Origin of the sequence: Streptomyces sp. NPDC048424 (genome assembly GCF_040651555.1) — a bacterium.
Classification (GTDB): domain Bacteria; phylum Actinomycetota; class Actinomycetes; order Streptomycetales; family Streptomycetaceae; genus Streptomyces.
Genome location: NZ_JBEZKE010000001.1, coordinates 225,140 through 251,492 on the forward strand (window position 1 = coordinate 225,140; position 26,353 = coordinate 251,492).

The 26,353-nt window shown below is 68.6% G+C and carries 23 protein-coding genes; 10 read left to right on the forward strand and 13 right to left on the reverse strand.

Annotated elements, in window-relative coordinates:
* Window positions 1–37: 37 nt before the first annotated feature.
* The 3 genes from AB0D29_RS01120 to AB0D29_RS01130 form a co-directional block, all read right to left on the reverse strand.
* Entirely contained in the window at window positions 38–1,222 is a 1,185-nt protein-coding gene (locus AB0D29_RS01120; RefSeq protein WP_362851521.1) for an MAB_1171c family putative transporter, read from the reverse strand.
* A complete protein-coding gene (locus AB0D29_RS01125) occupies window positions 1,219–1,908 on the reverse strand; it encodes a hypothetical protein (RefSeq protein WP_362851523.1) in 690 nt (229 codons plus the stop codon). Before AB0D29_RS01125 ends, AB0D29_RS01120 begins: the two co-directional genes overlap by 4 nt.
* A 74-nt stretch (window positions 1,909–1,982) precedes the next feature.
* A complete protein-coding gene (locus tag AB0D29_RS01130) occupies window positions 1,983–2,492 on the reverse strand; it encodes a helix-turn-helix domain-containing protein (protein WP_362851525.1) in 510 nt (169 codons plus the stop codon).
* A gap of 505 nt (window positions 2,493–2,997) precedes the next feature.
* On the opposite strand from AB0D29_RS01130, the gene AB0D29_RS01135 reads away from it, so the two are divergent.
* From AB0D29_RS01135 to AB0D29_RS01145, 3 genes are all read left to right on the forward strand, one after another.
* On the forward strand, window positions 2,998–3,768 hold the full coding sequence (locus AB0D29_RS01135) for a BTAD domain-containing putative transcriptional regulator (RefSeq protein ID WP_362851527.1): 771 nt from the start codon (window positions 2,998–3,000) through the stop codon (window positions 3,766–3,768).
* Window positions 3,769–4,084: 316 nt separating this feature from the next.
* Window positions 4,085–5,428, forward strand: a complete 1,344-nt coding sequence (ccrA, locus tag AB0D29_RS01140) for a crotonyl-CoA carboxylase/reductase (RefSeq protein ID WP_362851529.1) — start codon at window positions 4,085–4,087, stop codon at window positions 5,426–5,428.
* A 41-nt stretch (window positions 5,429–5,469) separates the two neighbouring features.
* Entirely contained in the window at window positions 5,470–7,218 is a 1,749-nt protein-coding gene (locus tag AB0D29_RS01145) for a 3-hydroxyacyl-CoA dehydrogenase family protein (RefSeq protein ID WP_362851531.1), read from the forward strand.
* Between the two features lie 65 nt (window positions 7,219–7,283).
* Here AB0D29_RS01145 and AB0D29_RS01150 read toward each other — a convergent pair whose 3' ends face one another.
* From AB0D29_RS01150 to AB0D29_RS01165, 4 genes are read right to left on the reverse strand one after another with little or no spacing between them, the layout of a single operon-like run.
* A complete protein-coding gene (locus tag AB0D29_RS01150) occupies window positions 7,284–9,572 on the reverse strand; it encodes an FAD/NAD(P)-binding protein (protein ID WP_362851533.1) in 2,289 nt (762 codons plus the stop codon).
* 51 nt (window positions 9,573–9,623) lie between these two features.
* A complete protein-coding gene (locus AB0D29_RS01155; RefSeq protein ID WP_362851535.1) occupies window positions 9,624–10,790 on the reverse strand; it encodes an aminotransferase class V-fold PLP-dependent enzyme in 1,167 nt (388 codons plus the stop codon).
* Window positions 10,787–11,911, reverse strand: coding sequence for a phosphonopyruvate decarboxylase (gene aepY / locus AB0D29_RS01160; protein WP_362851537.1), 1,125 nt, complete (start codon window positions 11,909–11,911; stop codon window positions 10,787–10,789). Before aepY ends, AB0D29_RS01155 begins: the two co-directional genes overlap by 4 nt.
* A complete protein-coding gene (locus tag AB0D29_RS01165; RefSeq protein WP_362851539.1) occupies window positions 11,908–12,894 on the reverse strand; it encodes an isocitrate lyase/phosphoenolpyruvate mutase family protein in 987 nt (328 codons plus the stop codon). The genes aepY and AB0D29_RS01165 overlap by 4 nt, the downstream gene beginning before the upstream one ends.
* Before the next feature lie 429 nt (window positions 12,895–13,323).
* On the opposite strand from AB0D29_RS01165, the gene AB0D29_RS01170 reads away from it, so the two are divergent.
* The 6 genes from AB0D29_RS01170 to fabG all read left to right on the forward strand — a co-directional run bounded on the left by AB0D29_RS01170 (window position 13,324) and on the right by fabG (window position 18,213).
* On the forward strand, window positions 13,324–14,193 hold the full coding sequence (locus tag AB0D29_RS01170; protein ID WP_362851541.1) for a sterol desaturase family protein: 870 nt from the start codon (window positions 13,324–13,326) through the stop codon (window positions 14,191–14,193).
* A 73-nt stretch (window positions 14,194–14,266) separates the two neighbouring features.
* Window positions 14,267–14,944: a lysophospholipid acyltransferase family protein gene (locus AB0D29_RS01175; protein WP_362851543.1), complete on the forward strand. Its 678-nt coding sequence runs from the start codon at window positions 14,267–14,269 to the stop codon at window positions 14,942–14,944.
* Between the two features lie 5 nt (window positions 14,945–14,949).
* Window positions 14,950–16,122, forward strand: a complete 1,173-nt coding sequence (locus AB0D29_RS01180) for a beta-ketoacyl synthase N-terminal-like domain-containing protein (RefSeq protein ID WP_362851545.1) — start codon at window positions 14,950–14,952, stop codon at window positions 16,120–16,122.
* A complete protein-coding gene (locus tag AB0D29_RS01185; protein ID WP_362851547.1) occupies window positions 16,122–17,102 on the forward strand; it encodes a beta-ketoacyl synthase N-terminal-like domain-containing protein in 981 nt (326 codons plus the stop codon). Before AB0D29_RS01180 ends, AB0D29_RS01185 begins: the two co-directional genes overlap by 1 nt.
* A 103-nt stretch (window positions 17,103–17,205) precedes the next feature.
* Window positions 17,206–17,463 carry a phosphopantetheine-binding protein gene (locus tag AB0D29_RS01190; protein WP_362851549.1) on the forward strand — a complete coding sequence of 86 codons (258 nt, stop codon included), beginning with the start codon at window positions 17,206–17,208 and terminating at the stop codon, window positions 17,461–17,463.
* Between the two features lie 3 nt (window positions 17,464–17,466).
* Window positions 17,467–18,213, forward strand: coding sequence for a 3-oxoacyl-[acyl-carrier-protein] reductase (gene fabG / locus AB0D29_RS01195; RefSeq protein WP_362851551.1), 747 nt, complete (start codon window positions 17,467–17,469; stop codon window positions 18,211–18,213).
* A 291-nt stretch (window positions 18,214–18,504) separates the two neighbouring features.
* Here fabG and AB0D29_RS01200 read toward each other — a convergent pair whose 3' ends face one another.
* From AB0D29_RS01200 to AB0D29_RS01225, 6 genes are all read right to left on the reverse strand, one after another.
* Window positions 18,505–19,176, reverse strand: coding sequence for a lysophospholipid acyltransferase family protein (locus AB0D29_RS01200; RefSeq protein ID WP_362851553.1), 672 nt, complete (start codon window positions 19,174–19,176; stop codon window positions 18,505–18,507).
* Window positions 19,177–19,313: 137 nt separating this feature from the next.
* Complete coding sequence (locus AB0D29_RS01205) at window positions 19,314–20,084, reverse strand: aldo/keto reductase (RefSeq protein ID WP_362851795.1); 771 nt, start codon at window positions 20,082–20,084, stop codon at window positions 19,314–19,316.
* A gap of 53 nt (window positions 20,085–20,137) precedes the next feature.
* Complete coding sequence (locus AB0D29_RS01210) at window positions 20,138–21,370, reverse strand: cytochrome P450 (protein ID WP_362851555.1); 1,233 nt, start codon at window positions 21,368–21,370, stop codon at window positions 20,138–20,140.
* Window positions 21,371–21,470: 100 nt separating this feature from the next.
* Window positions 21,471–22,451, reverse strand: a complete 981-nt coding sequence (locus AB0D29_RS01215) for a ketoacyl-ACP synthase III (RefSeq protein WP_362851557.1) — start codon at window positions 22,449–22,451, stop codon at window positions 21,471–21,473.
* On the reverse strand, window positions 22,448–23,689 hold the full coding sequence (locus AB0D29_RS01220; RefSeq protein ID WP_362851559.1) for an NAD(P)/FAD-dependent oxidoreductase: 1,242 nt from the start codon (window positions 23,687–23,689) through the stop codon (window positions 22,448–22,450). The genes AB0D29_RS01215 and AB0D29_RS01220 overlap by 4 nt, the downstream gene beginning before the upstream one ends.
* Window positions 23,686–24,945, reverse strand: coding sequence for an acyltransferase (locus AB0D29_RS01225; protein ID WP_362851561.1), 1,260 nt, complete (start codon window positions 24,943–24,945; stop codon window positions 23,686–23,688). The genes AB0D29_RS01220 and AB0D29_RS01225 overlap by 4 nt, the downstream gene beginning before the upstream one ends.
* 515 nt (window positions 24,946–25,460) lie before the next feature.
* Here AB0D29_RS01225 and AB0D29_RS01230 point away from each other — a divergent pair.
* Window positions 25,461–26,312, forward strand: a complete 852-nt coding sequence (locus tag AB0D29_RS01230; protein WP_362851563.1) for an alpha/beta fold hydrolase — start codon at window positions 25,461–25,463, stop codon at window positions 26,310–26,312.
* The last annotated feature ends 41 nt before the right edge of the window (window positions 26,313–26,353 follow it).

Here is a 26,353-nt window from a genome sequence, read left to right on the forward strand (position 1 = left end):
GCGAGGGTCCGCGGGTCGCCCCGAGAGATCTGGACGATCACCCGGCAACCGGAGTGTCGGTGGTGGAGGGGGCAGACGCGGTCGGGGCATGGACCGCGGGCGAGTGGTAGGCCTCGCTGATGGCGCGGAGCCTGTCGACCTCGACGTCGAAGTCGAAATCCGCAGGGAGCTGCGGACTCGGTTGCGCATGGCCTGCCGGTGCCGGTGATGTGCCGGCGAGCTTGGCGGCAACGGCCGTGTGCAGCACGATGGCCTCGGCCAGCGCGGACCTCTGTTCGGGGGTGAGTTCGTACTGTTCGGCAGCAGCGTCGGCTCGTTCGCGAAGGTCCGTCGAGGCATAGTCTGCCAGCACCAGAGTGGCGTCACGGATCTCGATCACCGCTCGGTGCAGCCGGACCCGCGGGCCGGGACGCATGGACTGGATGTCCAGCACCACGTGGGGAACGGCCCTGGTGAGCACTGCCCACAGCGGACGGATGTCTCGTAGCGACCGCCAGTCACGCAGCACGCGCCACCGGACGCCGATGGCAGGTATGGAACTTCCCAGGATGATCAGCGAGATGGAGGTGTACTCGAGAATGTCGGCGACCTGGTCGGCCCGCGCGGCTTCGACGGTGGTGTGCGACAGGCCGAACAGCATCAGGATGCTGCGGAAGAGGCTGTACAGCAGGCCGAAGGCACTGCCCGCCCCGAGTGTCCGCAGGCCCCAGCGCAGCCATCGGGCGCCCGCATGTCTGCTGCTTCCCCAGAACAGTCGAGTGGCCACGGCCATGGCCAGCCCGAGGGACCCGAAGCAGACGATGTAGTAGGCGGTGCCCGGGGCAGACCCCATGTTCGTCTCGAAGAAGTTGTCGGATTCTTCCGGCCGAGGGGTGAGCGCGAAGAGAAGAGTCAGTGACGTCATGGTGATCGCGGATGCCGGAACCAGGACGCGGCGCATGCCGGAGACGGACTCGGGCCGGGCGATGACGGTGACGAAGTCGAGAATCGCGGCGGATGCGACGATGCCGAACAGGTTCTTGCCCAGGGTGGCCAGGTTATGGACGCCGGCGAAGGCATCAGCCACGTGCATGACTTCCGGCACCCCGAGGGTCATCGCCGCCGCAATCGATGCGAAGGCGACCCACAGTGCACGCTGCCTGGGCGTGCGGATGGCTCCGGGAAGGCGCCAGGCCGCCACGACCCACAGCATGATCAGAGTGATGCTCTTTACCGCTGTCACGACCTTCCCCCTGGGTGGCCGAGAGCGTCGTTGAGGCGGGCGAGGGCGTGGACGTCCGACGCGTCACTTGAGGTGGAGATGGCCTCGTTGCGGCTGGCGCGTTCAAGGATGAGGGTTGCCAGGGTCTCTGCCTCTTCCTCCTGCCGGTCCACGAACTTGGTGCGGCCCAGCAGGTGAAGGATGCGGTCGGTGGACAGCCCCAGTTCGATGTCGCTGGAAGTGGGTCGGGTGGCGGCCACTTTGATCCGGGCGGCCTCGGCACGCATGGTCTCGGCGATGGACAAATCGGGATGCGGTCCCTTTTCGAACTCGCTGGTGCGCGCCAGGAATCGGCGGAAGTGCTCGGAGACGGTGACGAGTTCGTCGTCGGCGTCGCCGCTGACGTGCAGCTGGGGCGTGACGTGGCCGAGCAGCATGTGGGCGACCTCGTGCAGGACGATCTGGATCTTGAGGATGTCCGCGGCCCCGGCCTCGTAGAACACCAAGTCCGCCGTGTCGAGGCCCACCCAGATGCCGCACGGCAGGTCGGTATCAGCGGGGCCGTCGAGGGGAAGCACGAGGAGCGGGCGTCCTCGTTGTGCAGAGATGTTCGCGCAGAAGACCTCCAGGTTGAACGGCTGAGGGATGATCAGCTCGTCCGCAACTTCCGTGCGCACGACGCCGCGCCCGCGCCACCACCACCTCATACTCGGCTCCCCCGCCATTTTTCCGACACGGACACAGCCCGGTCGGACATTCTCGCCGATGCGGTGCTTGCGACCTACCCGCGACGGCGCTTCGACGGGGGAAGCTTGACTTCTGACAGCCCCTCGGCTTGACGGAACCCCTCGACGATGCTCTTGATTCCGCGAATCGATCGAGCCGACAGGCCGCCGAGGCGGAACGCCACGGCGCGAACCTCGCTGTCCTGCAGGACATCGGCGAGTTCGTCGGCGGCTTCGGCCGCTTCAGCGCTCTCCTTGATCTCCCGGATCCGGTCCTCAACGGCTTCTGAGACGTCGTCATCAAGAAAGTAGGCTGTCGGCACGCCGAAGAAGTCAGCCAGTGCGCGGAGCGAGTCGACGCTGGGGTTGGTGACCTTGCCGGTACGGATCGCTTGGACGGTGCCGTGCGAGACCGTGGGGTCTCCTTCGCCGGCACGGTCCCTGATCAGCTCGGCGATCTCGTGGTACGTGAAGGGCCCGCGTCCCGCGGGATGGATCGCTCCGATCAGGTAGTCCAGTCTTTGCGCAATCGTGCGCCGACTGCTCGCCGAGCCCCTGCCGCTCATCCGTCAGCCTCCCTCCGCCTGTGTGGTCGCGGACGCGTGTCCGTCCGCGTCTCATTGTCTCCCTCGCTAGATATGGTCCGCAACCGACCTCAGATTCGCATCAAGTTCACTTGACAGGCCGGAGTGGTCGCCGCGTACATTCACCTCGCGTCTAGTTCACTAGCGCAACGGTAGCTAGTGTCTAGTTGGCAAGATGTGTCGCCTGGGTGCGGCGAGAGTGCGCACCGAACGCCGCGCCGACGTGACTGCCGTCCTGTTGCGGTATGCAGCCGCACCGGCACGCAGAGGCACGCGGAGCGTCTAGTTCGCCGGGCGGGTTCGTACGGGGAGGTGCAGCACTGGAGGGCTGAGAGCGAGGGCTTCGGGCTCACGAACACGGAACGGAGGCACGGGGCGCTCCGCCGAAAACGTTCGGGCCCGGCAGCGTGCAACCGCGCGGATTTATGCGCTGTTTTCCATAGAGTTACGTTACGGGGGAAAGATGCAGTTTCAGATACTCGGACCATTGGAGATTGAAACGAAGGACGGGCAGCGTGTGAGCCCTCGAGCGCTCAAGCTGCGCTCACTCCTGGCTTACCTGTGCATGCACAGCACACGGCCCGTCTCGATGGACCGCCTCATTGAAGCCCTCTGGTCCGGGACGCCTCCACAGAGCGCCACCACGGCGTTGCACGTATACGTTTCGCAGCTGCGGAAGTATCTGTCGAGCGTGGGAGTCGATCCGAAGCTGATCGTCACGCAGCCGCCCGGGTACCGGCTGGACCTGTGCAGCCAGACGCTAGACCTGCGCCGGTTCGAGTCCCTGCTCTGCCACTTCCGCAGCCTCCATGCGCAGGACCGGCTTGAGGAGGCGGCGGAGGCCCTCAATGCCGCGCTGGCGCTGTGGCGTGGACCGGCTCTCGAAGATCTTCGCGCGGTGCCCTTCTTCCACAACCTGTGTCGGCAGTTGAACGAGAAGCGCGCCTTCGCTTACGAGCAGAAGTTCGAGATCGAACTCAAGCTCGGTCGCCACAACTCACTGATCGGCGAGCTCTACTCGCTCATTGATGAGCAGCCGACCCGCGAGAATCTCTACTGGCACCTGATGATCGCTCTCTATCGCAGCGGCCGCATCGCGGAATCGCTCGCAGAGTACGGCAGGATTCGAAAGATCCTCGTTCAGGAGCTGGGGGTCGAGCCCGGGCTGAAGTTGCAGAAGTTGCATCGAGCAATCCTTGCGCGCGAGGCATGGCTGGACGACTCGTGGGAGGACGTTCGGTCCGCGTACGCCTGCTGACCTTGGGTTGCCGACACGACATTCAATCCACTCGGTACCGACGGTGCCCAAGGCCACCCGGGCGCCGCGGTCGAGGCCGCACACGGCCCGTGCCCCGGCCCGCCGGGTCACCGCGTGCTGGCCCGGCGATGACCGCGGCTTCCGCCGAGTCGGCTGATCCACCGGCACGTGGAAAGCAGACCGGACGAGTTCCGGCGTCGTGTGCGCTTTGTGACCGTCAGATCCAGGAATCAGCGTTGACGGTGCTGCGCTGCCGAGCCGACGGCGACCTCCTCGCCCACTCCCACACACATAACAGACTCAGAGGGACCCGAACGTGAAAGACATACTGGAAGCCATCCTCTCCGATGATGCGGCAGCCTCCGATTTCGCCGCCCTCGCTGTTCCGGAGAGCTACCGGGCCTGCGTCCTGCGCAAGGAAGACGTGGGAATGTTCGAGGGCATGGCTACCGCGGAAAAGGATCCCCGCAAGTCGCTGCACCTCCAAGAGGTTCCGACTCCGCAGCCCGGTCCCGGCGAGGCTCTGGTGGCGGTGATGGCCAGTTCGGTGAATTACAACACCGTCTGGTCGGCCCTCTTCGAACCCCTTCCGACGTTCAACTTCCTGGAGCGCTACGGCCGCCTCTCGGAGCTCACCAAGCGCCACGACCTGCCGTACCACGTCATCGGCTCCGACCTCGCGGGCGTCGTCCTGCGCACCGGCCCCGGCGTGAACTCCTGGAAGCCCGGCGACGAGGTCGTCGCGCACTGCCTGTCGGTCGAGCTGGAGTCCTCCGACGGCCACAACGACACGATGCTCGACCCCGAGCAGCGCATCTGGGGCTTCGAGACCAACTTCGGCGGCCTGGCCGAGATCGCCCTCGTCAAGTCCAACCAGCTGATGCCCAAGCCCGGCCACCTCAGCTGGGAGGAGGCCGCGGCGCCCGGCCTGGTCAACTCCACCGCCTACCGCCAGCTGGTCTCCCGCAACGGCGCCGGCATGAAGCAGGGCGACAACGTCCTGATCTGGGGCGCGAGCGGCGGGCTCGGCTCGTACGCCACCCAGTTCGCCCTCGCCGGCGGCGCCAACCCGATCTGCGTGGTCTCCTCCCCCGAGAAGGCCGACATCTGCCGGTCCATGGGCGCCACCGCGGTCATCGACCGCAACGCCGAGGGCTACAAGTTCTGGAAGGACGAGCACACCCAGGACCCCCGCGAGTGGAAGCGCTTCGGGTCCAAGATCCGCGAGCTGACCGGCGGCGAGGACATCGACATCGTCTTCGAGCACCCCGGCCGCGAGACCTTCGGCGCCTCGGTGTACGTCACCCGCAAGGGCGGCACCATCACCACCTGCGCCTCGACCTCCGGCTACATGCACCAGTACGACAACCGCTACCTGTGGATGTCGCTGAAGCGGATCGTCGGCTCGCACTTCGCCAACTACCGCGAGGCCTGGGAGGCCAACCGCCTGATCACCAAGGGCAAGATCCACCCGACCCTGTCGAAGGTCTACTCCCTGGAGGAGACCGGCCAGGCCGCCTACGACGTCCACCGCAACCTCCATCAGGGCAAGGTCGGCGTCCTCGCCCTCGCGCCGGAAGAGGGACTCGGCGTCCGCGACCAGGAGATGCGGGCGAAGCATGTCGACGCGATCAACCGCTTCCGTGTGTCCGCGAACTGAGAACGCCGGTGCCGAACGTTCCGGAGGAGAGTGACGAAGTCATGGCGAAGAAGTCATCGGTAGTGGGGATCGTCGGCCTCGGCACGGTGGGGGAAGCCCTGCTGGCCATGGTGCGGTCCGCGGGGTACGACGTCATCGGGGTGGACAGCGAACTCGACGTGCTGGCCCGCGTCGATCGGCGGATGAAGGCGGCGGACGCCGAAAGCGGTACGGAGAGCGGAGACGGTCAGGGCAGTTGGACGCTGACCGATGAGGTGGCCGCGCTGGGCGCGGCCATGCTGGTCATCGAGGCGGTACCCGACGAGCAGTCGGTCAAGATCGACGTGCTGCGGCGCCTCGACAGCGTGTGCCCTGACCGCACCGTGCTCGTCAGTACGGCGTCGTCGGTCCCGCTGGCCGGGCTCGCGACCGCCTCGGGACGCCCGGCCAGGACGCTGGGACTACGGTTCGCGCGCCCGCCGGCTCCCGGGAGCGCCGTCGAGCCGGTCCGGACGGCGCTGAGCTGTGATGACGCCATTGCGGCGCTCGACGCGGTGGTGGCCGACAGCGGTTTGGCCGTCAAGCCGCTCGGCGCACGCGTCGGCGAAGACGCCACCCCGCTGGTCTACGCGTACCTCAACCGTGCAGTCGCCATGGTCGAGGCCGGCTACGCCGACCAGAAGTCCGTGGACACGGCCATGCGCCTGGGCTGCGGGCTTCCGGCCGGGCCGCTGGAGACCGTGGACCAGGTGGGCCTGGGCACGGTCCACGCGAAGCTGCTCGCCCTGTACGCGAGCACCGGCAACGCCGCGTACCGTCCCGCGCCGCTGCTCACCACGATGGTCGAGGCCGGGTTGGAGGGGCGAGCGGGCGGCCAGGGCTTCTACGCCTACGACGCGCTCGGACGGCCTGAGGGCGTCCGGCACTCCGTGACGAGCGAACCGGTGGACTGCGCCGTCCGGACGGTTGGTGTGATCGGCTCGGGGACGATGGCGCGGGGCATTGCCGAGGTGACCGCCTCCGCCGGCCTGCCGACGGTCCTGGTGGCCAGGGACCGCGCCAAGGCGGATCTCGCGCTGGCCGCGGTCGATTCCTCGCTGGCCAAGTCGGTGGCCAGGGGCAGGCGGACGCCGGAAGCGGCGGCGTCCGTGCGGGCCCTGCTCACCGCGGCGGACGACTTCGCGGCCATCGCCGACTGCGACGTGGTGATCGAGGCGACGGCCGAGGAACTCGAGGTGAAGCGCGCGGTGTTCGCGACGCTGGGGGGCGTGTGCCGCCCGGGGGCGCTGCTGGCGACCACCACCTCCAGTCTCTCCGTCGCAGCCTGCGCCGAGGCCTCCGGGCGCGACCACGACGTGCTGGGACTGCACTTCTTCAATCCCGCCCCGGTGATGAGGCTGGTCGAGGTGGTGCGCGCGCCGCGTACCAGCGATCAAGCCCTGAGCACCGCGAACGCCTTCTGCGCCGAGCTCGGCAAGACGGCCGTCCCGTGCGGGGACCGGGCAGGGTTCATCGTGAACCACCTGCTCTTCCCCTATCTCGCCGACGCGATACGGCTATTGGACCGCGCTGACGTGGACCCGCAGGAGCTGGACACGGCGGTGGAGAACGGCTTCGGGTATCCGATGGGTCCGTTCAAGCTGCTGGACACCATCGGTCTCGACGTCTCGTTGGCCATCCTGAGGCGGCTGAGCGAGGAGTTCCCCGAGCCCTGCTACGCGCCGCCGGCCGCGCTGGAGCAGTTGGTGGCCAGCGGCCATTTGGGCCGCAAGAGCGGTCAGGGGTTCCTTCCCACGAGAAGGAACCCCTGACCGCCGCTCAGCGGTACGCGTTCTCGGGCCCCACTTCGAGCTGGGGCCCGAGAACGGCCGGCAGGTCACTGCACCCGCGTACCCACGGTTTCTGCCGGGCCAGTGCCGATGGAGTCGGGCTGGTCCACGGTCACCTGGACTGATCGAGGGGCGACCGTCTCCCAGAACCCCTCCAGCCAGGCCATGATGTCGTGCATCACGTAGTGGTCCGCATTGGGCCGCAGCGCCGAAAGCAGGAATGACCGCGCTCCCTCGGACGGGATTCCCAGCACCGTGACACGCGGCTCGACGCTGCCGTCGGCACGCACTGGATGCCCTTGCGGGGTCAGGTCCAGCCCGCCCGGCACGAAGGTCTCACCATCCTCGGACTTGTTGATCCACAGCCGAACCACCCCGCGCTCCAGGAGGTTGCGGTACAGGGGCATGGCGTCCAGCCGCGGATCGAACGGGTGGATCCGGGCCTCCACAAGGACGTCGAGCTCGCGGGAGGTCCCTGTTCGGGGCCCCTCGACCATCAGGCGCCCGTGCTCCTCGTCCAGTCGAATGCGAGCACCGGGGCCCGTGGAGACGTCGACTATGCCGTGCCGGATGAGCGCGGTGACCTTGTCCATGATCTCAGCGGCCGCCCCGTTGGCCAGCCTGTTGTGGTGGCGCACATAGCGGTCCAGGAATCGGCGCTGGGACCGTGGAACGAGTCCGGCGTCGTCGACGGCGTAGGAGATGACGGACCTCAGGTCACGCCAGACGCCGTCAGCGGCTGCCTTGTGCGGGTTGCGCACGTTCCCGTGTTGCGCCCAGAGTCCGTCGTGCTCCATGAAACGCAGCACCGCACTCCGCTGGTCGGCGGCGCTCCCCTGCGGTTCGACGGGGGAGACGGTGCGCCACCAACTGAACCGGTTCCCCTCCGGGGCGGTCTCGAGCCCCCACGGAGAGTCGCTTCCTTCGAGCGCAGGGCCCGGCGGCAGTCCGCGGTCGAGCCGGTGTGCCACTTCGAACGCCACGGAGGGGCCGTACACCGTCTCCACCCAGTGGAGCAGCACCTCGCGGACCGGCCAGTCTGCGCGCGCCTGCGCGGCCGGTACCGGGACGGTGCCCCGCACCACCTCCCCCAGGAGGGCCCCCACCTCGCCGACGGCCTCCTCGACCGGTCCCAGCAGTTGCTCGGGGTCCTCGTTCGCCTCGCGCGGCCCTGCGACGAAGGACTCGGCGCACACCGCGGCCCCGCGTGTCAGAAATGGGTCCGAGGCAGGGCCGAACAGGGCGGCGTAGTGGAGATGTGCCATCTCCAGGACGGCCAGTGGCAGGACGTCCTGGTCGAAGTCGAGTTGGAGCTGCTTGCCCGAACGGTGCGCGACCGGTCGGCCTACATTGGCCCGCAGTCGATCGATGGCGTCGGTGGTGAAGAACCGCCCGGTGTGGTCTCCGGGGCCGCCGTCCCGCTCCTTGTGGTTGTCGGGCCTTGCGAAAGTGAACAGACCTGCACCGCTGAAGGCGACTATGGAGGCCGGTTCGTTGCCGCTGGGCCGGTAGACCAGCCCGTCCACCGGGTCGTTGTGGAACGTGCCGCCGCGGCCCTCAGTGAGATAGAGGATCGCGTCGATGGCGGTGAGACCCATTCCGGCGCATCCGACGACCGTACCGGGGCCGCAGTGCTCGACGTCGAGCGCGACGTCGAGGGGATACGGCTGCGGTACGTACTGCGCGCCGGTGCGTTCGGCGAACTCCGCCAGCTGCCGGGAACGGGGCACCCGCCGCGGGTCGTGGCTGGTGTGGCCGGTCAGCAGCACCACCGCGTCCGCCGGGTGGGCGGCCGCCCCCTCGCCGGTGATCACGCGGAGGCAGTCGTCCGACGGGCGCACGTCGACCACCTCGGCGGTGTGGAGTTCCACTTCCACCGCCGGGTGCGCACGCAGCTCTTCGGCGAAGGTGTCGAACATCTCGCGCAGGGCCAACCCGTGGACGTAGCGCTTGGGCCAGTCCCCCGGGCCGATGGCGAAGTCCGGCTCCCCGGTGCGGGCGAACTGGCGGCGGCACCACTCGTACAGCGTGGGGCGCTCCGCCGCCTGCCGGAGTGGGCCGGCGCCGACGACGCTCTCGTCCGCCGCGAACCCGACCTGGCAGGCGATGCGGTTGAGATAGCTGGTCCGCGCCTGAGCGGGGTCGTGGGCCTGTCCCGCGCCGAACGCACCGGTGCGCTCGAAGACGTGCACCTCCAGCCTCCGTCCCGCATCCAGCCGGCCAATGGTCGCCGACAGCCTTTCCAGGAGGTAGGTGGCGCGTGGCCCGCCTCCGACCAGCGCGAGTTTGAAGGGCGGCGCGGGCTGCTCGGAGGCGGCTGCTTGGGCGGCGGTCACCGGGTACCTCTCTTCGTGGATGCGATCGTCCGCCGAGGGAACGACCGAATGTCAGCGATGGCGTTCTGTCATCAGGCGGTCGAGGGCGGAGAGGAAGGAGTCGATCTCCCCGGACGTCATGCATCCCATGGTCGACAACCGGAAGAACTGCTGGGCCAATTGCTCCTGGGCGCTGTAGATGACGAAGCCGTCCCGTCGCAGCCCTTCATGGAGTTCGGTGTAGGTGAGCCCCTGCGGGATGCGGACGGCGGTGAGTGCGGCGGCCCTGTGCTCCGGCGGCAGGAGGAGCTCCATGCCCATCTCCTCCAGGCCGCTGCGCAGCCGCTGCGCAAGCCGCGTGTAGCGGGCCAGGCGGGCTTCACGGCCCTCCGCCAGCGCGAGGTCGAGCGCGGCATCGAAGGCGTAGAAGGCCGGGATGCCGGGTGTGAAGGCGGGAGCGGCCGCCTCTTCCTGTGCCCGGTAGTGCCTGTGCAGGTCCAGGTAGTAGGTGCGGCGCGGCCTGCCACCCAGTGCGTCGAAGGCGGCTTTCCGGGCCGCGACGAAGCTCAGACCGGGTGCTCCTTCGAGGCACTTGTTGGACGAGCCGGCGAGCCAGTCGGGTGCGTCGTCGTGCAGGGAGAGGGCCTCGGCTCCGACACTGCTGACCGCGTCCACGACGACCTCGCGCCCGTGCGCGTGGGCGACCGCGGTCACCGCGGCCACGTCGTTGAGCATGCCGGTGCTCGTCTCGTGGTGCACTACGCCCACGTGCGTCAGTCCCGGATCCGCGGCCAGCAGCCGGTCGAGTGCCTCAAGGTCCACCGGCGTACCCCAACCGAGTTCCCAGCGGTGGGTCCGGACGGCGTGCGCCCTCGCGATGTGGTGCAGCCGCTCGCCGTAGTGGCCGTTGTCGATCACCAGCAGTCCGCCTGCCTCGGGGACCGCGGAGCTGATCACCGCTTCTACCGCGCAGGTTCCGGAGCCGGTGAGTATCACGGCCGTGTGGTCGTCGCCGCCCCCGCAGATCGCGGTCGTCTTGCGCCGTACCCGGGTCAGCAGCCGGGAGAACTCCGGTTCCCGGTGACACATGTCGGGTCCGGCGAGCGCGGAACGGACCCGCTCGTCGGTCATCACCGGACCGGGGTTCATCAGGACCAGCCTGCGCGCCCGTCCGTCGGGGCCGACGCCGAGGCCTTCTTCGGAGTGCACGCTCAGGCCCTCCGCGATGCCGAATGTCATGCGGAGATCGCCTCCATGAACCGGGTCGCCGAAGCGGGCGGGGACAGGGCCGGACGGCCGAGCCGCGGATCGGATCCGGAGGCGATCCGCACCCGGATCAGCTGGGGGCCCCCGGCGCCCTGGGCGGCCGCCACCGCGGCGGTGAGTTCGACGGCCTTGGTCACGTCATGGGCTGCTCGATAGCCGCAGGCCCGCGCGATCGCGCCGAAGTCGACGGCGGCGGAGGCGGTGGGCTGCCCACCGGTGGACTCGTAGGACTCGTTGTCGAGCAGGATGTGCAACAGGTTGGGCGGTGCCAGACGACCGATGGCAGCCATGGCCTCCAGTCGCATGAGCGCCGCGCCGTCGCCGTCGAGCACCACCACGTTGCGGTCCCTGGCGTGCAGCGCCACCCCGAGGGCGACGCTGGAGGCGCAGCCCATCGAACCGACCACGTACAGGTTCCGCCCGCGGTCCCAGTCCCGCTCCAGCTCCCGGGCCGTCTTGCCGGTGGTGGCGACCAGGCAGGAGGCCGGGTCCATGCTCTGTACGACACGACTGATCGCCTCAGCGCGCAGCATCAGGCCGCTGCGCTCACGGGGCGGTGGGCCGGCGGCGTACGGGGCGACGGATCCCTTGGGAACGACGAAGGCGAAGGGCAGCCCGGTGGCCTCCATATGGGCCTTGGCCTCGTCGAGCCGTGCCGCCAGCAATGCGGGTTCGTCGGGGAGGATCTCGTTCCTGATCCGCATGGCCGTCAGCATCTGAGGGGTGATCTCGCCCATCAGCTCGTGCTGCGGCTCGTCCGGGGAGCCGGGCCGGCCGCGCCAGGTGACGAAGAGCAGGACCGGGAGCCGAAGCGTGTGGCACAGCGAGGTCAGCGGGTTGACGGCGTTGCCGAGTCCGGAATTCTGCAAAATCACCACCGGCGTGCGCCCGGCGAGCCGCGCACCGGCGGCCACGGCCACCGCCTCGCCCTCGTTCGCGGCGATGAGGTACTCCTGCGGATACAGGTCCTGAAGACAGCTGATGACCGGTCCCAGGTACGAGCAGGGCACCCCGGTGAACGGCCCGAATCCACGCTCGCGCACCAGGTCGACCACGGTCGTCGCGTCGAGGCCGAGAACGGTGGGTGCGCTCATCGCTGCGCCGCCCGCTCGGAGCCGACCGGCGTGAGGTCCTCCTCGTGCCCGGTTTCGTAGGCCTCGATGAAGCGGGCCTCGTTCCGCTTCTGCTCGCTCATGCCCTGCAGCTCGAAGACGGTGGCGAGCGGTGCGATCCGCTCCTCGATCCCAGTGGTGCGGCCGTCATTGAGAATGGTCCTGAAGGTGTTGCTGACGGCGGTGATCCCGGCGCGCAGGCCGTGGTTGGCGTAGATGACCATCTTGGCCCCCGCAGCGCCGAGTTCGTCGGCCGTGATGGTGTGGTAGGTGGTCGGCACGACCACCACGGGCGTGGGCTGCTGCCACGAGTTGAGGAACTCCAGCACCGGCTCCGGCGAGTCGCTCTTCGCATGGATCAACACCGCGTCTGCGCCGGCCTTGACGTACGCCTCACCGCGCCGCAGCGCTTCGTCCATGCCCTGCCCGGCGATGAGCGCCTCGATCCGGGCGATCACCACGAAGTCCGGGTCGCGCTGCGCTTCCTTGGCTGCGGCCAGCTTGCCGCAGAACTCGCCAATGGGGGCGAGCTCCTGTCGGCCTGGGATGAAGCTGTTGACCTTCGGGAAGCGCTTGTCCTCGATCGATATGCCGGCGATGCCGGCCGCCTCGTAACGGCGGACCATGTTCATCACGTTGTGCGCGTTGCCGTAGCCGGCGTCGGCGTCGGCGATGACGGGGGCGTTGACGGTCGCCGCCATTGCCCCGGCCACCGAGAGCAGTTCGCTCATCGTGAGGATGTCGGTGTCCGGTACGCCCTGCGATGCCGAGATCTCCAGACCGCTCGACCAGACGCCGTCGAAACCGGCCCGCTCGGCGAGGCGTGCGCCCAGCGGGTTGTGGGCGCCGACGATCCGCACCACACCCGGGCGTTCGAGGAGAGCGCGAAGGCGGGCGGAACTTCCAAGGCCGCCGTAGTCGGCCCTGCCGTTGTTCTGCTGCTCGATTCCTACTGTTTCATTCATGACGGTTCTCCCGCTGCGCGAGTTATCGAAGAGGGGCCGCAACGACATTGTGAGTCGACGCGCGACGAGCAATGCCCGGACGATTATCTGCAACCGACCGCCAAGGACTACAGAGGCTGAAACCTTGCGATCGCATCACATGGCCCGATCGTGGGATCGTTCGGGTTCGGTCGATGGGAGAGCGGCTGGGCCCTTGCCTGGCGAGAGCTTACGGCCAGTCGCCCCACCGGGAAAAGGAGAACAAGGCCCCACGCCATCAAGTCTTAAGTGTGGGTTTAGCAGCACGCCAGCACAGCAAGTAGGAATGGTTTAAGGCCGTTGTGCAAATATGGCTGAGGAGCCGCTTCACAGGGTTTATCCGTGCGGTGCCAGGCGATTGAAGGGATGGCGATGTTCGACCAAATAGTGGAGCGATTGCACGACCCGGCCGTGTATTCCATACCGGCAGTGGCCCTGCTGATCCTGATCGAACTGGTGGCCATCAGGTTCAGCGACGACGAGGAACTGACGGGCTACGACCTCAAGGACCACGCCGCCAGCATCACGACCGGACTGGGAGCGCTGGGGTGGTCCACCCTCATGCGCGTCGTGGCCCTCGCGCTGTACGTGCCGGTCTACGAGTACGTGGCGCCCTGGCACCTGTCGCCGTCCTTCTGGGGCACCTGGGTGGTGCTGTTCTTCGGGGTGGACTTCCTCCTCTACTGGAACCACCGGGCCTCCCACGCGGTCCGGTTGATCTGGGCGGGGCACCAGGTCCACCACTCCAGCCGGTACTTCAACCTCTCCACGGCACTGCGCCGAAAGTGGGCGCAGTGGTTCGAGAAGATGATCTGGCTGCCGCTGCCGCTGCTCGGAGTGCACCCGGCGCTCGTCTTCGCCACGCAGTCCGTCCACCTCCTCTACGGGCTCTTCGCCCACACCGAGAAGATCCGCAAGCTCCCCAGGCCGTTCGAGTTCCTCCTGGTGACGCCGTCGCATCACCGCGTCCACCACGGCATCGAGCCGGAGTACCTCGACAAGAACTTCTCCAGCATCCTGATCATCTGGGACCGGATGTTCGGCACCTTCCAGCCCGAACTGGGACGACCCACCTATGGGCTGACGAAGCAGATCGACACGTACAACATCTGGAAGATCCAGGTGCACGAGTTCGCCAACATGTTCCGGGACGTCCGTCAGGCGCGCACCTGGCGCCACCGCCTCGGCTACGTCTTCGGCCCCCCGGGGTGGCGCCCCAGCGAGACGCGACCGAACGCGGTCGCCGGGTCCGCCTCCGGTACGGCAACGGCGGCCGACTGACCCCGCCCCGGCACACCGCATCCTTCACGGCACGACGCTGCACAAGACTCAGAGGGGACCGATGTTCCGTTCGATGTTGAGGGCCGTACTCGCCCTCCTCCTGCGCCTGGTGTTCCGGCCGCGCATCAGCGGCCTGGGGAACATCCCGGCCTCCGGTCCCTGCATCATCGCGGCCAACCATCTCTCCTTCTGCGACCACGTCCTGATCTCCCTCATGGCCAACCGACCCGTCTGGTTCATCGGGAAGGCCGAGCGGCTCGACGGCACGGGGCTGAAGGACCGGCTGCGCGTAAGGCTCCTCTTCACCCTCGGCTTCGTCCCGGTGAAGCGTGACGGCGGAGCGGGCGGCGTGGACGCCCTCAAGCGCGCCGAAGAGGTGCTGGGTGAAGGACGGATCTTCGGGATCCACCCCGAGGGCACCCGCTCCCCCGACGGGCGCGTCTACCGCGGCCGTGCCGGGGTGGGCTGGCTGGCGCTCGCCACCGGCGCCCCCGTGATCCCCTGCGGGCTGGCCGGAACCGACCGCGTGCAGCCGGTGGGCAGGCTGATGTGGCGGGTCACCCGGTTCGACATGCACTTCGGCTTGCCCATGACCTTCCCCGAGTTCGCCGGGCGCGAGGGCGATTACAAGGTCCGCCGGCTGGTCACCGACTCCGTCATGGAACAGGTGCACACGCTCGCCGGTCTCGACTACGTGCACCGGTACGCCCCCAGGAGCACGCCCGCCGCCGAAGCGACCGTGGGCGGCTGACGGACATGGAGGTCTTCGTCACCGGCCTCGGTGCCATCAGCTGTCTCGGCGACGGCCCCGAGGCCTTCTGGAAGGGCCTGCAGGCCGGCTGGAGCAGCCCCACGCCAGTGGAGTCGCTGACCGGACATGTCCGCGCTCCCCTCGCCTACCAGGTCCCGCCCGCCACGGACGCATCGGTGCGCGCCGAGGACGACTCCACCTGGGGCCGGGCCTCGAGGTTCGCCGTGCACACCGCCCGCCAGGCGGTCGTGGACGCGGGCCTGACCGACGAAGAGGTCGCCGGCATGGCCGTGGTCATCGCCACGGCCATAGGGATGTGCGAGGAACGCGAGGACGCCTTCCGAGCGGGTGTGCCCGATGACGCGGTATGGACGCCGTCCTTCTCCGTCGCCTCGGCCGTCGGCAATGCGCTGGGCTCCTTCGGGGCGAACATCAGCGTGAGCAACGCCTGCGCCGCCAGCGGCTACGCCCTGAGCGTCGCGATGGACCTCATCCGGCGCGGTGAGGCGGAGACTGTGCTCGTCGGCGGGGCCGAAGGAAGCGCCGGTGTACCGATCGCCGCCTTCAACCGGCTGGGAGCCATCGATCCGGACGGCTGCCGCCCCTTCGAAACCGACCGCAAGGGGACCGTCTTCGGCGAGGGCGCGGCCATGCTCGTCGTGCAGTCCGCTCGGGCGGCGGCGCGCCGCCGTACCTACGGCAGGCTGTCCGGCACCGCATGGAGTTGCGACGCCTACCACACCACCGCGCCCGATCCGGGCCGCCGCCAGTTGGTGCGTGCGGCGCGGGAGGCGCTGCGGGACGCGGGGTGCGGGCCCGAGGCGATCGGCTGCGTGATCCCGCACGGCACCGGGACCCAGCCGAACGACCTGCTGGAGTCGGAGACCCTGCGCGAGGTGCTGGGGCAGCGGTGCGATTCCACGCCGCTGTTCAGCCTCAAGGCCTACATCGGGCACACAGCCGGTGCCGCGGCCGCCTTCAGCGCGGTCTCCGCGGCCCTCGTCCTGCGGCACGGGCAGGTGCCGCCGAACATCGCCCTGGTACGGCAGGACCCGGCGTGCGACGTGTGGCTCCCGCAGGGCGGCCCGACGCCGCTGCCCCGACCGGGTGTACTGATCAATTCCTATGCCTTCGGAGGCAGCAACGTGTCGCTCGTACTCGACGGAGGAGTCCCGTGATGCTGCGACCCCACGTCGCCGAGGCGGCGGTGAGCGGCGTCGGGGTCACCGTGCCGCCCGTCGGCGTCGCGCCCGGTGAGGCCTGGTTCGACCACAGATCGCAGTTGGGTCCGCGCGGCTACAAATACCTGCCCGTGGCGTGCCAGTACCTGCTGGCAGCGGCCAAGGCGGCCGTTGCGGGCGGCGACGGTCTGCTGGAGTCGTGTCCCGAGGAGCGGCGCGGCGCCGTGATCGGGACGAACAGCGCGGTGGCCGAGTTGCACTCCGTCATCGACCGGACGACTCGGACCGAGGGGGCCGACTTCGTCAGCCCCATGACGGCGCCCTTCTTCTCGGTGAATCTGGTCGGCGCCCGGCTCTCCACCGAGCACCTGCTCAAGGGCTTCAACCTGACGGTCACATCACCACGGGTGGCCGGCGTGGAGGCGCTGCACCTGGCCGCCCACGAAGTGGCGGGCGGGCGGGCGGAGGTCGTGCTCGCCGGCGCGACCGAGGCGCCGGATCCGTATGCGGCGGACGCGCTGCCCGAGACCGGCGCCGCCGTCCTCGTACTGCGCCCTCGCGCATCGGCCGGGCCGGGGACGACGCTGTTGCGGTCGTGCCTGCTGTTCCTGCCGCCGCGTGCGCTGTCGACGGCCGCAGGCCGCGAGCGGGCGGAGCGGATCGTGGTCTCGGCCCTCGACGCCGTTACGGCGGGGCTCGACGGGGCCGACGCCATCGACGTCCGCCTGGTGGCGGACGGATCGCCGGTCGCACGGGCCGTCTTTGACGCGGTCCGCGGTCGGAGGGGACCTGACGTGCCCCCGGCGACGGACGTACCGCGCGCCGGGTCACTGGAGGCCGTGGAACTGCTCGCCGAGGGCGTCCGGTCCGGTTGCGGGCGAGCCCGGCTGGTGGTCACCGCGGCCAGGGAAGGCAACGTCGCCATGGCCATGACGACCACCAAGCCGCTGCCCGGCCACCTACCGCAGGTCGACTGAACGCCGAGGGCGCACCGCCCTCCGCGCCGCAGGGCGGACCGCCCGAACATCCCGTTCCGCGGCACCCCATCACACAGCACACGATATGAGAAAGAGAGACGACATGGTGCAGCAATCCGTCGCACTGGACATCGAGGACCTCCGCGAGACGATCGCCAACATCCTCGACATCGACACCGCCGAGGTGACCGACGACGCCGACTTCGTCGAAGACCTGGACATGGACTCCCTGCTGGCGCTGGAGATCCTGGTCTCCCTGGAGCGCAAGTACCAGGTCAAGATCGGGGAGGAGCACATGCAGGAGGTCCGCTCCCTGCGGAGCACCTACGGCCTGCTCGCGACCAAGCTCGAAAGCGTTTGAGCCATGGCTGAGGACACCACCCGCGTCGCCGTCGTCACCGGCGGGTCCCGAGGCATCGGACGGGCCGTGGTGGAACGGCTGCTGGCTGACGGCTACCACGTCAGCTACTGCTTCCAGACGGCGTCGAACGCGGCCGAGGAGATCGAGAGCCTTGCCCGGGCGCACGGCGTCCGGGTGTCGGCCGCCCAGGTCGACGTGACCGACGAGGCGGCGGTACGCGCGTACCTGAGGCAGACCGAGGAAACCCTGGGTCCGATCGACGTCCTGGTTTCCAACGCCGGGGTCATCCGTGACGCGCCGCTGCTGAGGATGGGTGCGGACGACTGGCACACCGTCATCCAGACGAACCTGACGGGTACCTACAACGTGTGCCGCGCGGCGATCTTCGAGTTCATGAAGCGGGGTACCGGCAGCATCGTCACCATCTCCTCGGTGACGGGCGTGTACGGCAACGCGGCGCAGACGAACTACGCCGCGTCAAAGGCCGGGATCATCGGATTCACCAAGTCGCTGGCGAAGGAGGTGGGCCGGTTCGGCGTGCGCGCCAATGTCGTGGCGCCCGGATTCATCGCGACGGACATGACCGACTCCGTGAGCGAGGCGGTTCGCGACAAGACGGTGAAGAAGATCCCGGTCGGGAGGCTGGGGACCGCGCAGGAGGTGGCGGAGGCCGTGGCGTTCCTCGCTTCGCCCCGCTCCTCGTACATCACCGGACACGTACTGCACGTCGACGGCGGAATCCCCGACTGACGTACGGCAAAGGGCCCGCGGTCCGGGACGTCGGGGCGTCACCGATCATCACGGTGGCGCCCCCGCCCGGCCCTCCACCGTCAGCCGGGAGATCCGCCGCAGCCGGCATCCCGGCGAGTACCCGGCAGCGCGGCTCGAACGAGAACACGAACCCCCGACCCCACGCCAAACGCTCGACTGGGAAACCCCAGCCGAGCGCTTGCATGATCTCTCGCGGCCTGATCAACACAACCACGTGTTGCGACGATCCCTGGAAACCGCCCACTGCACGCGGCTCCTTTGCCGTACAGGTCAGCCCTGCTCCTTCGCCTTCGCCGCGTAAACGGGCACGTACTCCTGGCCGGAGACCTCTGCGATGCGCTGCGTGATCAGGTCGGAGACGGCCCTGCGGGCACGGGCGTCACCGGCGGAGCCCTCGTACGCGGAGAGGTCAACGGGCTTGCCGAAGGTGACTTTGACCTTGGCCGGACGCGGAAGTGCGCGCGTGGGCGGCAGGACGCGGTCGGTGCCGCTCATGGCCACCGGCACCACGGGCGCGCCGGATGTGAGAGCCAGCCATGCCACGCCTGTTTTGGCCCGGTAGAGCCGGCCGTCCGGGGAGCGTGTGCCCTCGGGGTAGATGCAGAAGATTCCGCCGTCCTTCACCACCCGAAGACACGCGTCGAGCGAGGCCACGGCGGCCCGTTGGTTCTCACGGTCGACCGGAACCTGCCCGCTGCCCTGCATGAAGGACGAGATGATCCGCATCGGCCAGGGGCCTCCCGCGAAGTATTCCGACTTCGCCATGAAGGTCACCTGCCGGTCCAGCACCAGCGGCAGGAATGTGGAGTCCACGATGGACAGGTGGTTGGACGCGAGTATGACGCCGTTCGACCGCGGCACATTCTCCAGGCCCACGGCTTCGAGTCGTACCGCGGTACGCAGCAGCGGTCCGGACAGCCGCTTCACGTGCTCATACATCATCGTCTTTTCCTCTATGACTCGTCTGATCTGCGCGGCCCCCGCTCCGCGGCGGCTCACAGCCGGTACCACCGCCGTGAGCCGCCGCGTGCGCGCCGTGACAGCGCTCTTACCCTTCGTCCGCCGCCGAGCGGCGGAATCTACCCGTAGTCGAAGGTGTCGGGATCGGGTCCTTGCCGCTGACCGGTGTCGAGCGACGCGATCCTGGCCATCTCGTGTTCGTCCAGGGAAAAGTCGAAGACGTCGAAGTTTTCCTTGATCCTGGCGACTGCGGACGATCTGGGGATTACGAGGTTGCCGAGTTGCAGATGCCAGCGGATCACCACCTGTGCCGGCGAGCGGCCGTGCGCCCGGGCGATCTCGCCCAGGACCGGCAGGTCGAGGAGGCCCTGCCCTGAACCGAGCGGGCTCCACGCCTGTGTGGCGATGCCGTGCGCGGCGTGGAACTCACGCAGCTGCGCCTGCTGGAAGCCGGGGTGGAGCTCGACCTGGTTGACGGCCGGGACCATGTCGCAGCAGTCCATGAGCCGGCGGAGCTGGCCGGCGGTGAAGTTGGAGACGCCGATCGCGCGTATCCGTCCCTCAGCGTGGAGCTTCTCCAGGACGCGCCAGGTCTCCAGGTACCGGTCCCGCAGCGGAAGCGGCCAGTGGATGAGGTAGATGTCGACCCGGTCCATGCCGAGCCGTTCGAGGCTGGCATCGAAGGCCCGCAGCGCTTCGTCGGTACCGTGGTCGCTGTTCCAGAGCTTGGTCGTGACGACGATCTCGTCGCGCGGAATGCCGGACGCGGCCACGGCGGCGCCGACGCCGCGTTCGTTGCGGTAGCTCGTGGCGGTGTCGATGCCGCGATAACCGACCTCCAGCGCGGTGCCCACGAGGGACTCGGCGTCACCGTCCGGGATCTGCCACATGCCCAGACCGAGTCGGGGGACCTCCAGACCCTGGTTGAGGGTCACGGTGGGCTTCACGCACCGGCCTCCAGCCCGAGGTCCACGGGCAGCGAATAGCACCCGTGGAGATGGGTCGTGGTCCGGAACCGGATTTCCTCGTCCGGGATGGCCAGCTTCATGTTCGGGTAGCGCGTGACGAGTTCCTCCAGGACCACTTCGAGCTCGAGCTTGGCGAGGGTCGCCCCCAGGCATACGTGGATCCCGTGGCCGAAGGCGAGGTGCCGCGGCGTCCGGGGCCGGTCGAGGTCGATCGTGTCCGGTTCGGGGAACGCAGCCCCGTCCCAGTTCGCCGCCTGGACCGAGGCGATGACGCCCTCGCCCGCCCGGATCGTGACCCCGCCCAGTTCGATGTCCTCGAGCGCCGCCCTCCTCGGCGAGTCTCGGGCGATCGAGTGGTACCGCAGCAACTCGTCCACCAGGGCCGGGATCACCGACAGGTCGTTGCGCGCCCGCTCCGCCAGATCCGGGCGCTGGATCAGTGTCAGAGCGCTGAGCTCGATCATGTGCGCGGTGGTGGAGAACCCGGCGAACAGCAGCAGTGCCACGAACGACACCAACTCCATGTCGCTCATGTCCGGGTTCTCGGTGATCAGTCTGCTCAGCAGGTTGTCGTCCGCCTGGGCGCGCTTGTCCGCGATCAGCTTGGTCACGGCGGACAGCAGTTCGAGCTTGGCCTGGTCGCGCTCGCTCGACTCCAGGTCGTCGTGGGCGAGGACGAGGCGGATGTTCCGCTCGAAGTCGGCCAGGTCGTCGGCGGGCACGCCGAGCAGCAGGCTGATCGCGAGAGCCGGGATGGGGGTCGCGAACTCGGTGACCAGGTCGACGGGTTGCGGCAGCGCCTCGATGGCGGCACAACGCTCAAGGGTGATGCGCTCGATGTCAGGGCGGAGCCGGCGGATGCGCCGGGGGGTGAACTCGCCGGCCACCGGCGCGCGCAGCCGGCTGTGCACCGGTGGATCCGCGTGCGTCATGCTCAGCGGCAGGTCGGTGCCTCCCGGCAGGTTCCACCGCGGAAAGCCGTCAGCTTTCGGGTTGGCGCTGAATCCCGGGTGGGTGAGGACCTCCCGTACGAGTTCGTAGCTCGTGGCGAGCCAGGCCGGCTCACCGTCGGGGAGCTCCACCCGTGTCAGCGGAGCGGTTTCCCGAAGCGATGCCACCGACTCCGGCGGGGCGTAGGGACACCCTGCGGGCGTTCCCTGCGGCAGTCGCGGAAGGTCGGTCGGTTCGGTGCCCGTGTCGTTCGTCATTTGCCTCACCTTGAATCCTGGCCGCCGCCGAGGGGACGGCACACGCGGTGACGCGGGCCGGCGGCTGCGGCAGCCGTGCTTTCCGTAGATACCTGCCGGTTCACCACGTGATCACCGTGGCGCAGGCCGCGGTTCCCCCGCCGAGTCCGGCGATCATCACGCGGTCGCCCCTCGTGATGCGTCCCGCTCCGGCCTCGATGGCGAGCGTCAGGGGGATCGTGGCGGCGCCCGTGTTGCCGAACCGGTCAGCCGTCACTGCCACCTTGTCCATGGGTACGTCGAGCCACTTGGCGCAGAACTCGACCATCCGGCCGCTGCCTTGGTGGAATACGAACCGGTCTATGTCCCCCAGCGCCACGCCGGCCTCGGCGCACGCCTGGGCGGCCACCGGGGGGAGTGCGGACTCCGCCCAGGCAACGACCCCCCGCCCGTCCATTTCGAACCGGTCCGCCATGGGGTCGTGCGCGTTCCGGAGCGGCAGGCTGCTGCCGCCGCCGCGTACGCGCACCAGGTTCACGTGCTCGGCCTGGCACCTCGCCACCACGCTGACACCCTCGGAGCCGGCGGGCAGGGCGTCGAGGATGACCGCGCCCGCCCCGTCGCCGAAGAGGCTGACGGTCCTGCGGTCCACCGGGTTGAGGATGGTCGAGTACTTGTCGGCGCCGATGAGGGCCACCGGTCCGCGCCTGCGCCATCCGTCGGCAGCGCCCAGACCGTAGAGGAAACCGGCGCACACCCCGTTGACGTCGAAGGCCGGTATGTCCGTCAGCTTGAGTTCGGCGAGGACGAACGCCGCTGTGGGCGGCTGCGGTTGGTCTGGGGTAGAGGTGCAGACGATGACGGCGGCCAGCTCGCTGCCGTGCAGTCCAGCGTCCTCCAGGGCGATGGCGAGAGCCTTGGCCGCCATCGTGGAGGTCGACTCTCCGTCGTCGGCGTACCGGCGCTCCTCCACCCCGGTACGCCCAGTGATCCACTCCGGGGTCACGTCGCACCACCGTGAGACCGTCTCATTGTCGATGCGCCGATCGGGCACGTACCAGCCCAGCCCGATGGCACCCAGCTTCCCCGGCATTGTCTTCATCGGTATCCCTCGTAGACCTTCCGTAGAGTGCGTGCGGTTATCCGGCGTCCGGCGACCTCCGGACCCGCGAGGTCCGGAGGTGCGCCGGAACGGGAGCGTGAACTCGGCAGGCTGCGCGCGACTGCCGCGGCCTGGACTTCGGCGCACTTGACCGCCGAGTCACCGCAGCGGAAGCGGTTGAGCAGATACAGCCCCGGCGACCCCGGTGCCTCCAGGGACAAGCCGAGCCGGTGCCGACTCAGCGTGTCGCGCACGTCGGAGGGCAGGTGCGGGGAGGCGTCCTGGAACCCCGTCGCCGCGATGACCGCGTCAAACGTGCCTTCGGTGCCGTCGGCGAAGCGGACGGAGTCCTGTTCGAGGGCGACCACCCCGGTGCGCGTGTGCAGACGGCCGTGGCTGATATGGGGGAGGAAGTGGTCGCTCAACACCGGCGTCGAATCGGCGAGCGGGCTCTTGGGGGCGCCCAGTCCGAAGAAGTCGTGGGAGCCCACCACGCGGCGGACGACTGACTCCCCCACTCTGGCGATCACGCGGCCCACCAGCGGGGCGTGGCTCAACCCGCCGCCCGAGTGGTCGATCGGCTTGCCCAGCAGCACCTTGGGCAGGTACCACTTCGGGGTCCTGATGCTGATCTCCACCCGCGATGCGGCGGTGATCAGCTCGCACGCGATGTCCACGGCCGAGGCGCCGTTGCCGATGACGAGGACTCTCTTCCCCCGGTACGGCTCGGCGTTCTTGTACTCGGCGGAGTGGCTGAGCGCGTACGCCGGTTCGGCCGCACGCGGCACGTCCGGCCACACGGCATCGACGTTGTGGCCGGTGGCGTCGACGACGGCGTCGAACTCCTCCTCCGTCACGGCTCCGGCGCGGTCGTACCACCGCACGAGCCAGCCACCGCCCTCCCGGGCGGACACGGAGTCCACTCGGCACTCCCAGTGGCGCTGCGGGCCCTGACACTCGGCGGCCACTTGGGCGAGGTAGGCCGAGTAGAGCGAGTGGTGGACGAAGTGCACCGACGGCTCGGCCGGGATCGCCGTGCCGGCGAAGGCGCTGCGCTGCCGTGAGGTGTTGAGGAACAGCGTGTCGTACACACGGCTCCGCTTGGAGGCGGTGTTCCACAGGCCGCCGGCCTCGGGGTCCTCCGACACCCAGTGCACGGACCACTCCGGAAGGTGCCGTGAGATTTCCCGGACGGCCGCGATGCCGAAGATCCCGGAGCCGATCACGCAGACCTTCACAGGCTCGACTTTCCCGCGGACTCCGGTGCGGCGAACATCGGCGAACCCTTGCGGGACCGATACAGCCGCTTGGCGAAGTCGTATGCCGGAACCTCGATGTACCGGTAGATCGGCACCGACAGGAGAATCACGAGGCCGAAGTAGGCGACCATGACCAGCATCTTCCACACCGGCTCGCCGAGCGTGGACGTCGAGACCCCGAACAGGGACGACAACCAGCGCATGACGAACGGCTCGGACGGCAGGACCACCAGGAGCTGGATCGCGTACATGCCGTAGGACAGCTTCCCCAGCCCCACGAAGACCTTGCCGCGCAGCAGCGACCAGCGGCCCGCGAGATCGGCCTGTGCCAGGGCGACCACCAGGAAGGGCAGCGCGACGAAGCCCACCGCCGTCCGCTGGAGCGGACCGTCACTGTACGTACCGATCACATAGGCGACGGCGCACCAGGCCCACGCCCACCTCTGCCGGATGGTCGGAAGCACTCCCCGGTTGAGGAGGATGCAGCACACCATCCCGACGAGGAACTCGAGGAAGCGGTACGGCGGGAAGGGCAGGGTGAGCCAGTAGACGAGGTCGCCGCCCTGGGACCCGGTGCTGAAGTACTCCAGGTGGCCGCTCGACGTCTTCACCGTGAAGTAGTGCATCACGTACAGCGGCAGCGCGAACTCGAGGAAGACGGCGGCACCGAGAACCCAGTACAGGGCCCGCGAGGTCAGGCGCTGCACGACGAACAGCGCGAGCGGGAACAGGAGATAGAAGAATGCTTCGGTGCTCAGCGACCAGGTGACCGGGTTGACGCCGGTGTAGATCTCCTGGAAGGGGACCCACGACTGCAGCAGTGTCAGGTGCAGGACGATGTTTTCCGTGGTGATCGGCATCCCGAGCACCAAGATGGCACCGATGGACAGCGCGGTCGTGACGAAGTAGACCGGATACAGCTTCCCGACGCGCTTGGCGCAGAAGTTGGCGAGGCTCGTCCCCTCACGTGTGGTGAGGGCCAGGACGAAGCCGCTGAGGATGAAGAAGCTGCCCACCGCGAAGTTCCCGCTCATGGTGAGGAAGCGGGGGCGCGACAGCGGGGCGAATTCCAGGCCGCCCGTCGGACCGAAGACGAACTGGAACGTCGTGAAGTGAAAGCCGAACACCAGGATCGCGGCCAGGCCACGCAGCCCTGTCAATGAGTCGAGCAGCGGCGGTGCGTGCGGTCGCCGGGCAGGACGCGATTCGGCCGTCGCCTCTGCGGAGGTCAGCATATTCACCCACGTATCTCTATCGGTTGTCTCTCGTGCGCCGGCGATCGCGCGCCCGGTACAGCACGTGGCTGATGAGTCGCGACGACACGCTCCCACGCCGGGCGACCACTATGACCAATGATTCGGGACCGTTTCAAGGCGCCCGGGCTTGGCTTTATCCGCCTCCTTGGTCGGCTTTAGCGAGAGGCGTAGTCCGTCATTAGTGAGGTCTTTCCAGGGCTTCCCGCCTTGCCGTCGGCCAGGCTCCAAAGGCCGCTGCGACAAGGCTCCGACGCAGGCCACGGCGGGCGACGCCGCGCCTGGTAGACCGCTTGCCCGCCGTGGAGGGCACTCAAAGTGCTGCACGGCCAGCCGCAAAAGCGTGATTGATAGGAAGGCTTATCACGGCTTTTAGTGCAGCGTGATAATTTTCGTTCAACGCATTGGAGAGAACTGGCTGCGGGGCCATCTGGAGTCGCCGCCAGCCGAAAGCCCAATGATCTGCGAACCAGGAAAAACGGAGGGGCGGGACGACGGTGTCTGCACGGCATGAGGCTCCGGAGACAAGCGACAGAAATCAGCGGAAGATCCGCCGCAATGCCGGGCCGTACGCGGACGAGGTTCTCGTTCGCAGGACACGGCAGGCGTCGGCAGGCGAGCCCGTTCGCGTTCTGGCGCTGCACGGGCTGGCCGGGACCGACACCGTATGGCACGACTGCGCACGGCTCGCGGCGCCCGAAGTCGAGTTCTGGGCGGCCCTCATGCCCTGGGGAGCCGCCGGCAAGGAGACCTGGAGCCACCGGGGCGATCAGGTCGCGTGGATCGGACAGGCGCTGGACGCGGTGCCTGGCGGGGTGGACGTTCTGATCGCACACTCCTTCTCCACCGGGCTCGCCCTGGAGTCCCTGGCCGCCATGGACCGCGCGGTGCGTCCCGCAGCAGCTGTGGTCGTCGCACCGTTCCACCGACGCAGTCCGGCGGACTTCGCCTGGCACACCGCGACCCACTACCTGAACTCGTACCACGGCTTCCTCGACGAATGCCTGCGCGTCGGCTCCAGGCGGCCCCTCGACGACGACGTACGTCGCGACATGGCGCTGCGTGTCCGTGACCGCGTGGGGGCGTACGGCTTTCTGCGCTTCTTCGAGACCTACCTGCGCAGTCCCTTCCTGGACACGGCAGCCCTCGATCTGCCGGTGCTCGTCGTGGCCGGTGACGGGGATCCGTTCGCGCCGTTGGACGACGCCCGCGGGCTCGCCGCGGCGCTGCCCGACGCACGGTTGCGCGTCTTCCAGGACTGCGGCCACCTGCCGATGGAGGAGCAACCGCAGAGGTTCGCCGCGGCCGTGAACGACCTGATCCGCGAGACATTCCCTTCCGCAGGGTGAGACGGCCGGCAAGGCGCCGCGGAAGGCGGCCGACCCAAGGG

What these genes read in the sequence shown, in the direction of transcription:
- AB0D29_RS01210 (WP_362851555.1), bottom strand. Translation starts at nt 21,370, where the DNA reads ATGACGAACGACACGGGCACCGAACCGACCGACCTTCCGCGACTGCCG.
- AB0D29_RS01165 (WP_362851539.1), bottom strand. Translation starts at nt 12,894, where the DNA reads ATGAATGAAACAGTAGGAATCGAGCAGCAGAACAACGGCAGGGCCGAC.
- AB0D29_RS01155 (WP_362851535.1), bottom strand. Translation starts at nt 10,790, where the DNA reads ATGACATTCGGCATCGCGGAGGGCCTGAGCGTGCACTCCGAAGAAGGC.
- AB0D29_RS01190 (WP_362851549.1), top strand. Translation starts at nt 17,206, where the DNA reads ATGGTGCAGCAATCCGTCGCACTGGACATCGAGGACCTCCGCGAGACG.
- aepY (WP_362851537.1), bottom strand. Translation starts at nt 11,911, where the DNA reads ATGAGCGCACCCACCGTTCTCGGCCTCGACGCGACGACCGTGGTCGAC.
- AB0D29_RS01175 (WP_362851543.1), top strand. Translation starts at nt 14,267, where the DNA reads ATGTTGAGGGCCGTACTCGCCCTCCTCCTGCGCCTGGTGTTCCGGCCG.
- AB0D29_RS01225 (WP_362851561.1), bottom strand. Translation starts at nt 24,945, where the DNA reads ATGCTGACCTCCGCAGAGGCGACGGCCGAATCGCGTCCTGCCCGGCGA.
- AB0D29_RS01125 (WP_362851523.1), bottom strand. Translation starts at nt 1,908, where the DNA reads ATGAGGTGGTGGTGGCGCGGGCGCGGCGTCGTGCGCACGGAAGTTGCG.
- AB0D29_RS01200 (WP_362851553.1), bottom strand. Translation starts at nt 19,176, where the DNA reads ATGATGTATGAGCACGTGAAGCGGCTGTCCGGACCGCTGCTGCGTACC.
- AB0D29_RS01180 (WP_362851545.1), top strand. Translation starts at nt 14,950, where the DNA reads ATGGAGGTCTTCGTCACCGGCCTCGGTGCCATCAGCTGTCTCGGCGAC.
- AB0D29_RS01215 (WP_362851557.1), bottom strand. Translation starts at nt 22,451, where the DNA reads ATGAAGACAATGCCGGGGAAGCTGGGTGCCATCGGGCTGGGCTGGTAC.
- AB0D29_RS01145 (WP_362851531.1), top strand. Translation starts at nt 5,470, where the DNA reads ATGGCGAAGAAGTCATCGGTAGTGGGGATCGTCGGCCTCGGCACGGTG.
- AB0D29_RS01185 (WP_362851547.1), top strand. Translation starts at nt 16,122, where the DNA reads ATGCTGCGACCCCACGTCGCCGAGGCGGCGGTGAGCGGCGTCGGGGTC.
- AB0D29_RS01130 (WP_362851525.1), bottom strand. Translation starts at nt 2,492, where the DNA reads ATGAGCGGCAGGGGCTCGGCGAGCAGTCGGCGCACGATTGCGCAAAGA.
- fabG (WP_362851551.1), top strand. Translation starts at nt 17,467, where the DNA reads ATGGCTGAGGACACCACCCGCGTCGCCGTCGTCACCGGCGGGTCCCGA.
- AB0D29_RS01205 (WP_362851795.1), bottom strand. Translation starts at nt 20,084, where the DNA reads ATGTGGCAGATCCCGGACGGTGACGCCGAGTCCCTCGTGGGCACCGCG.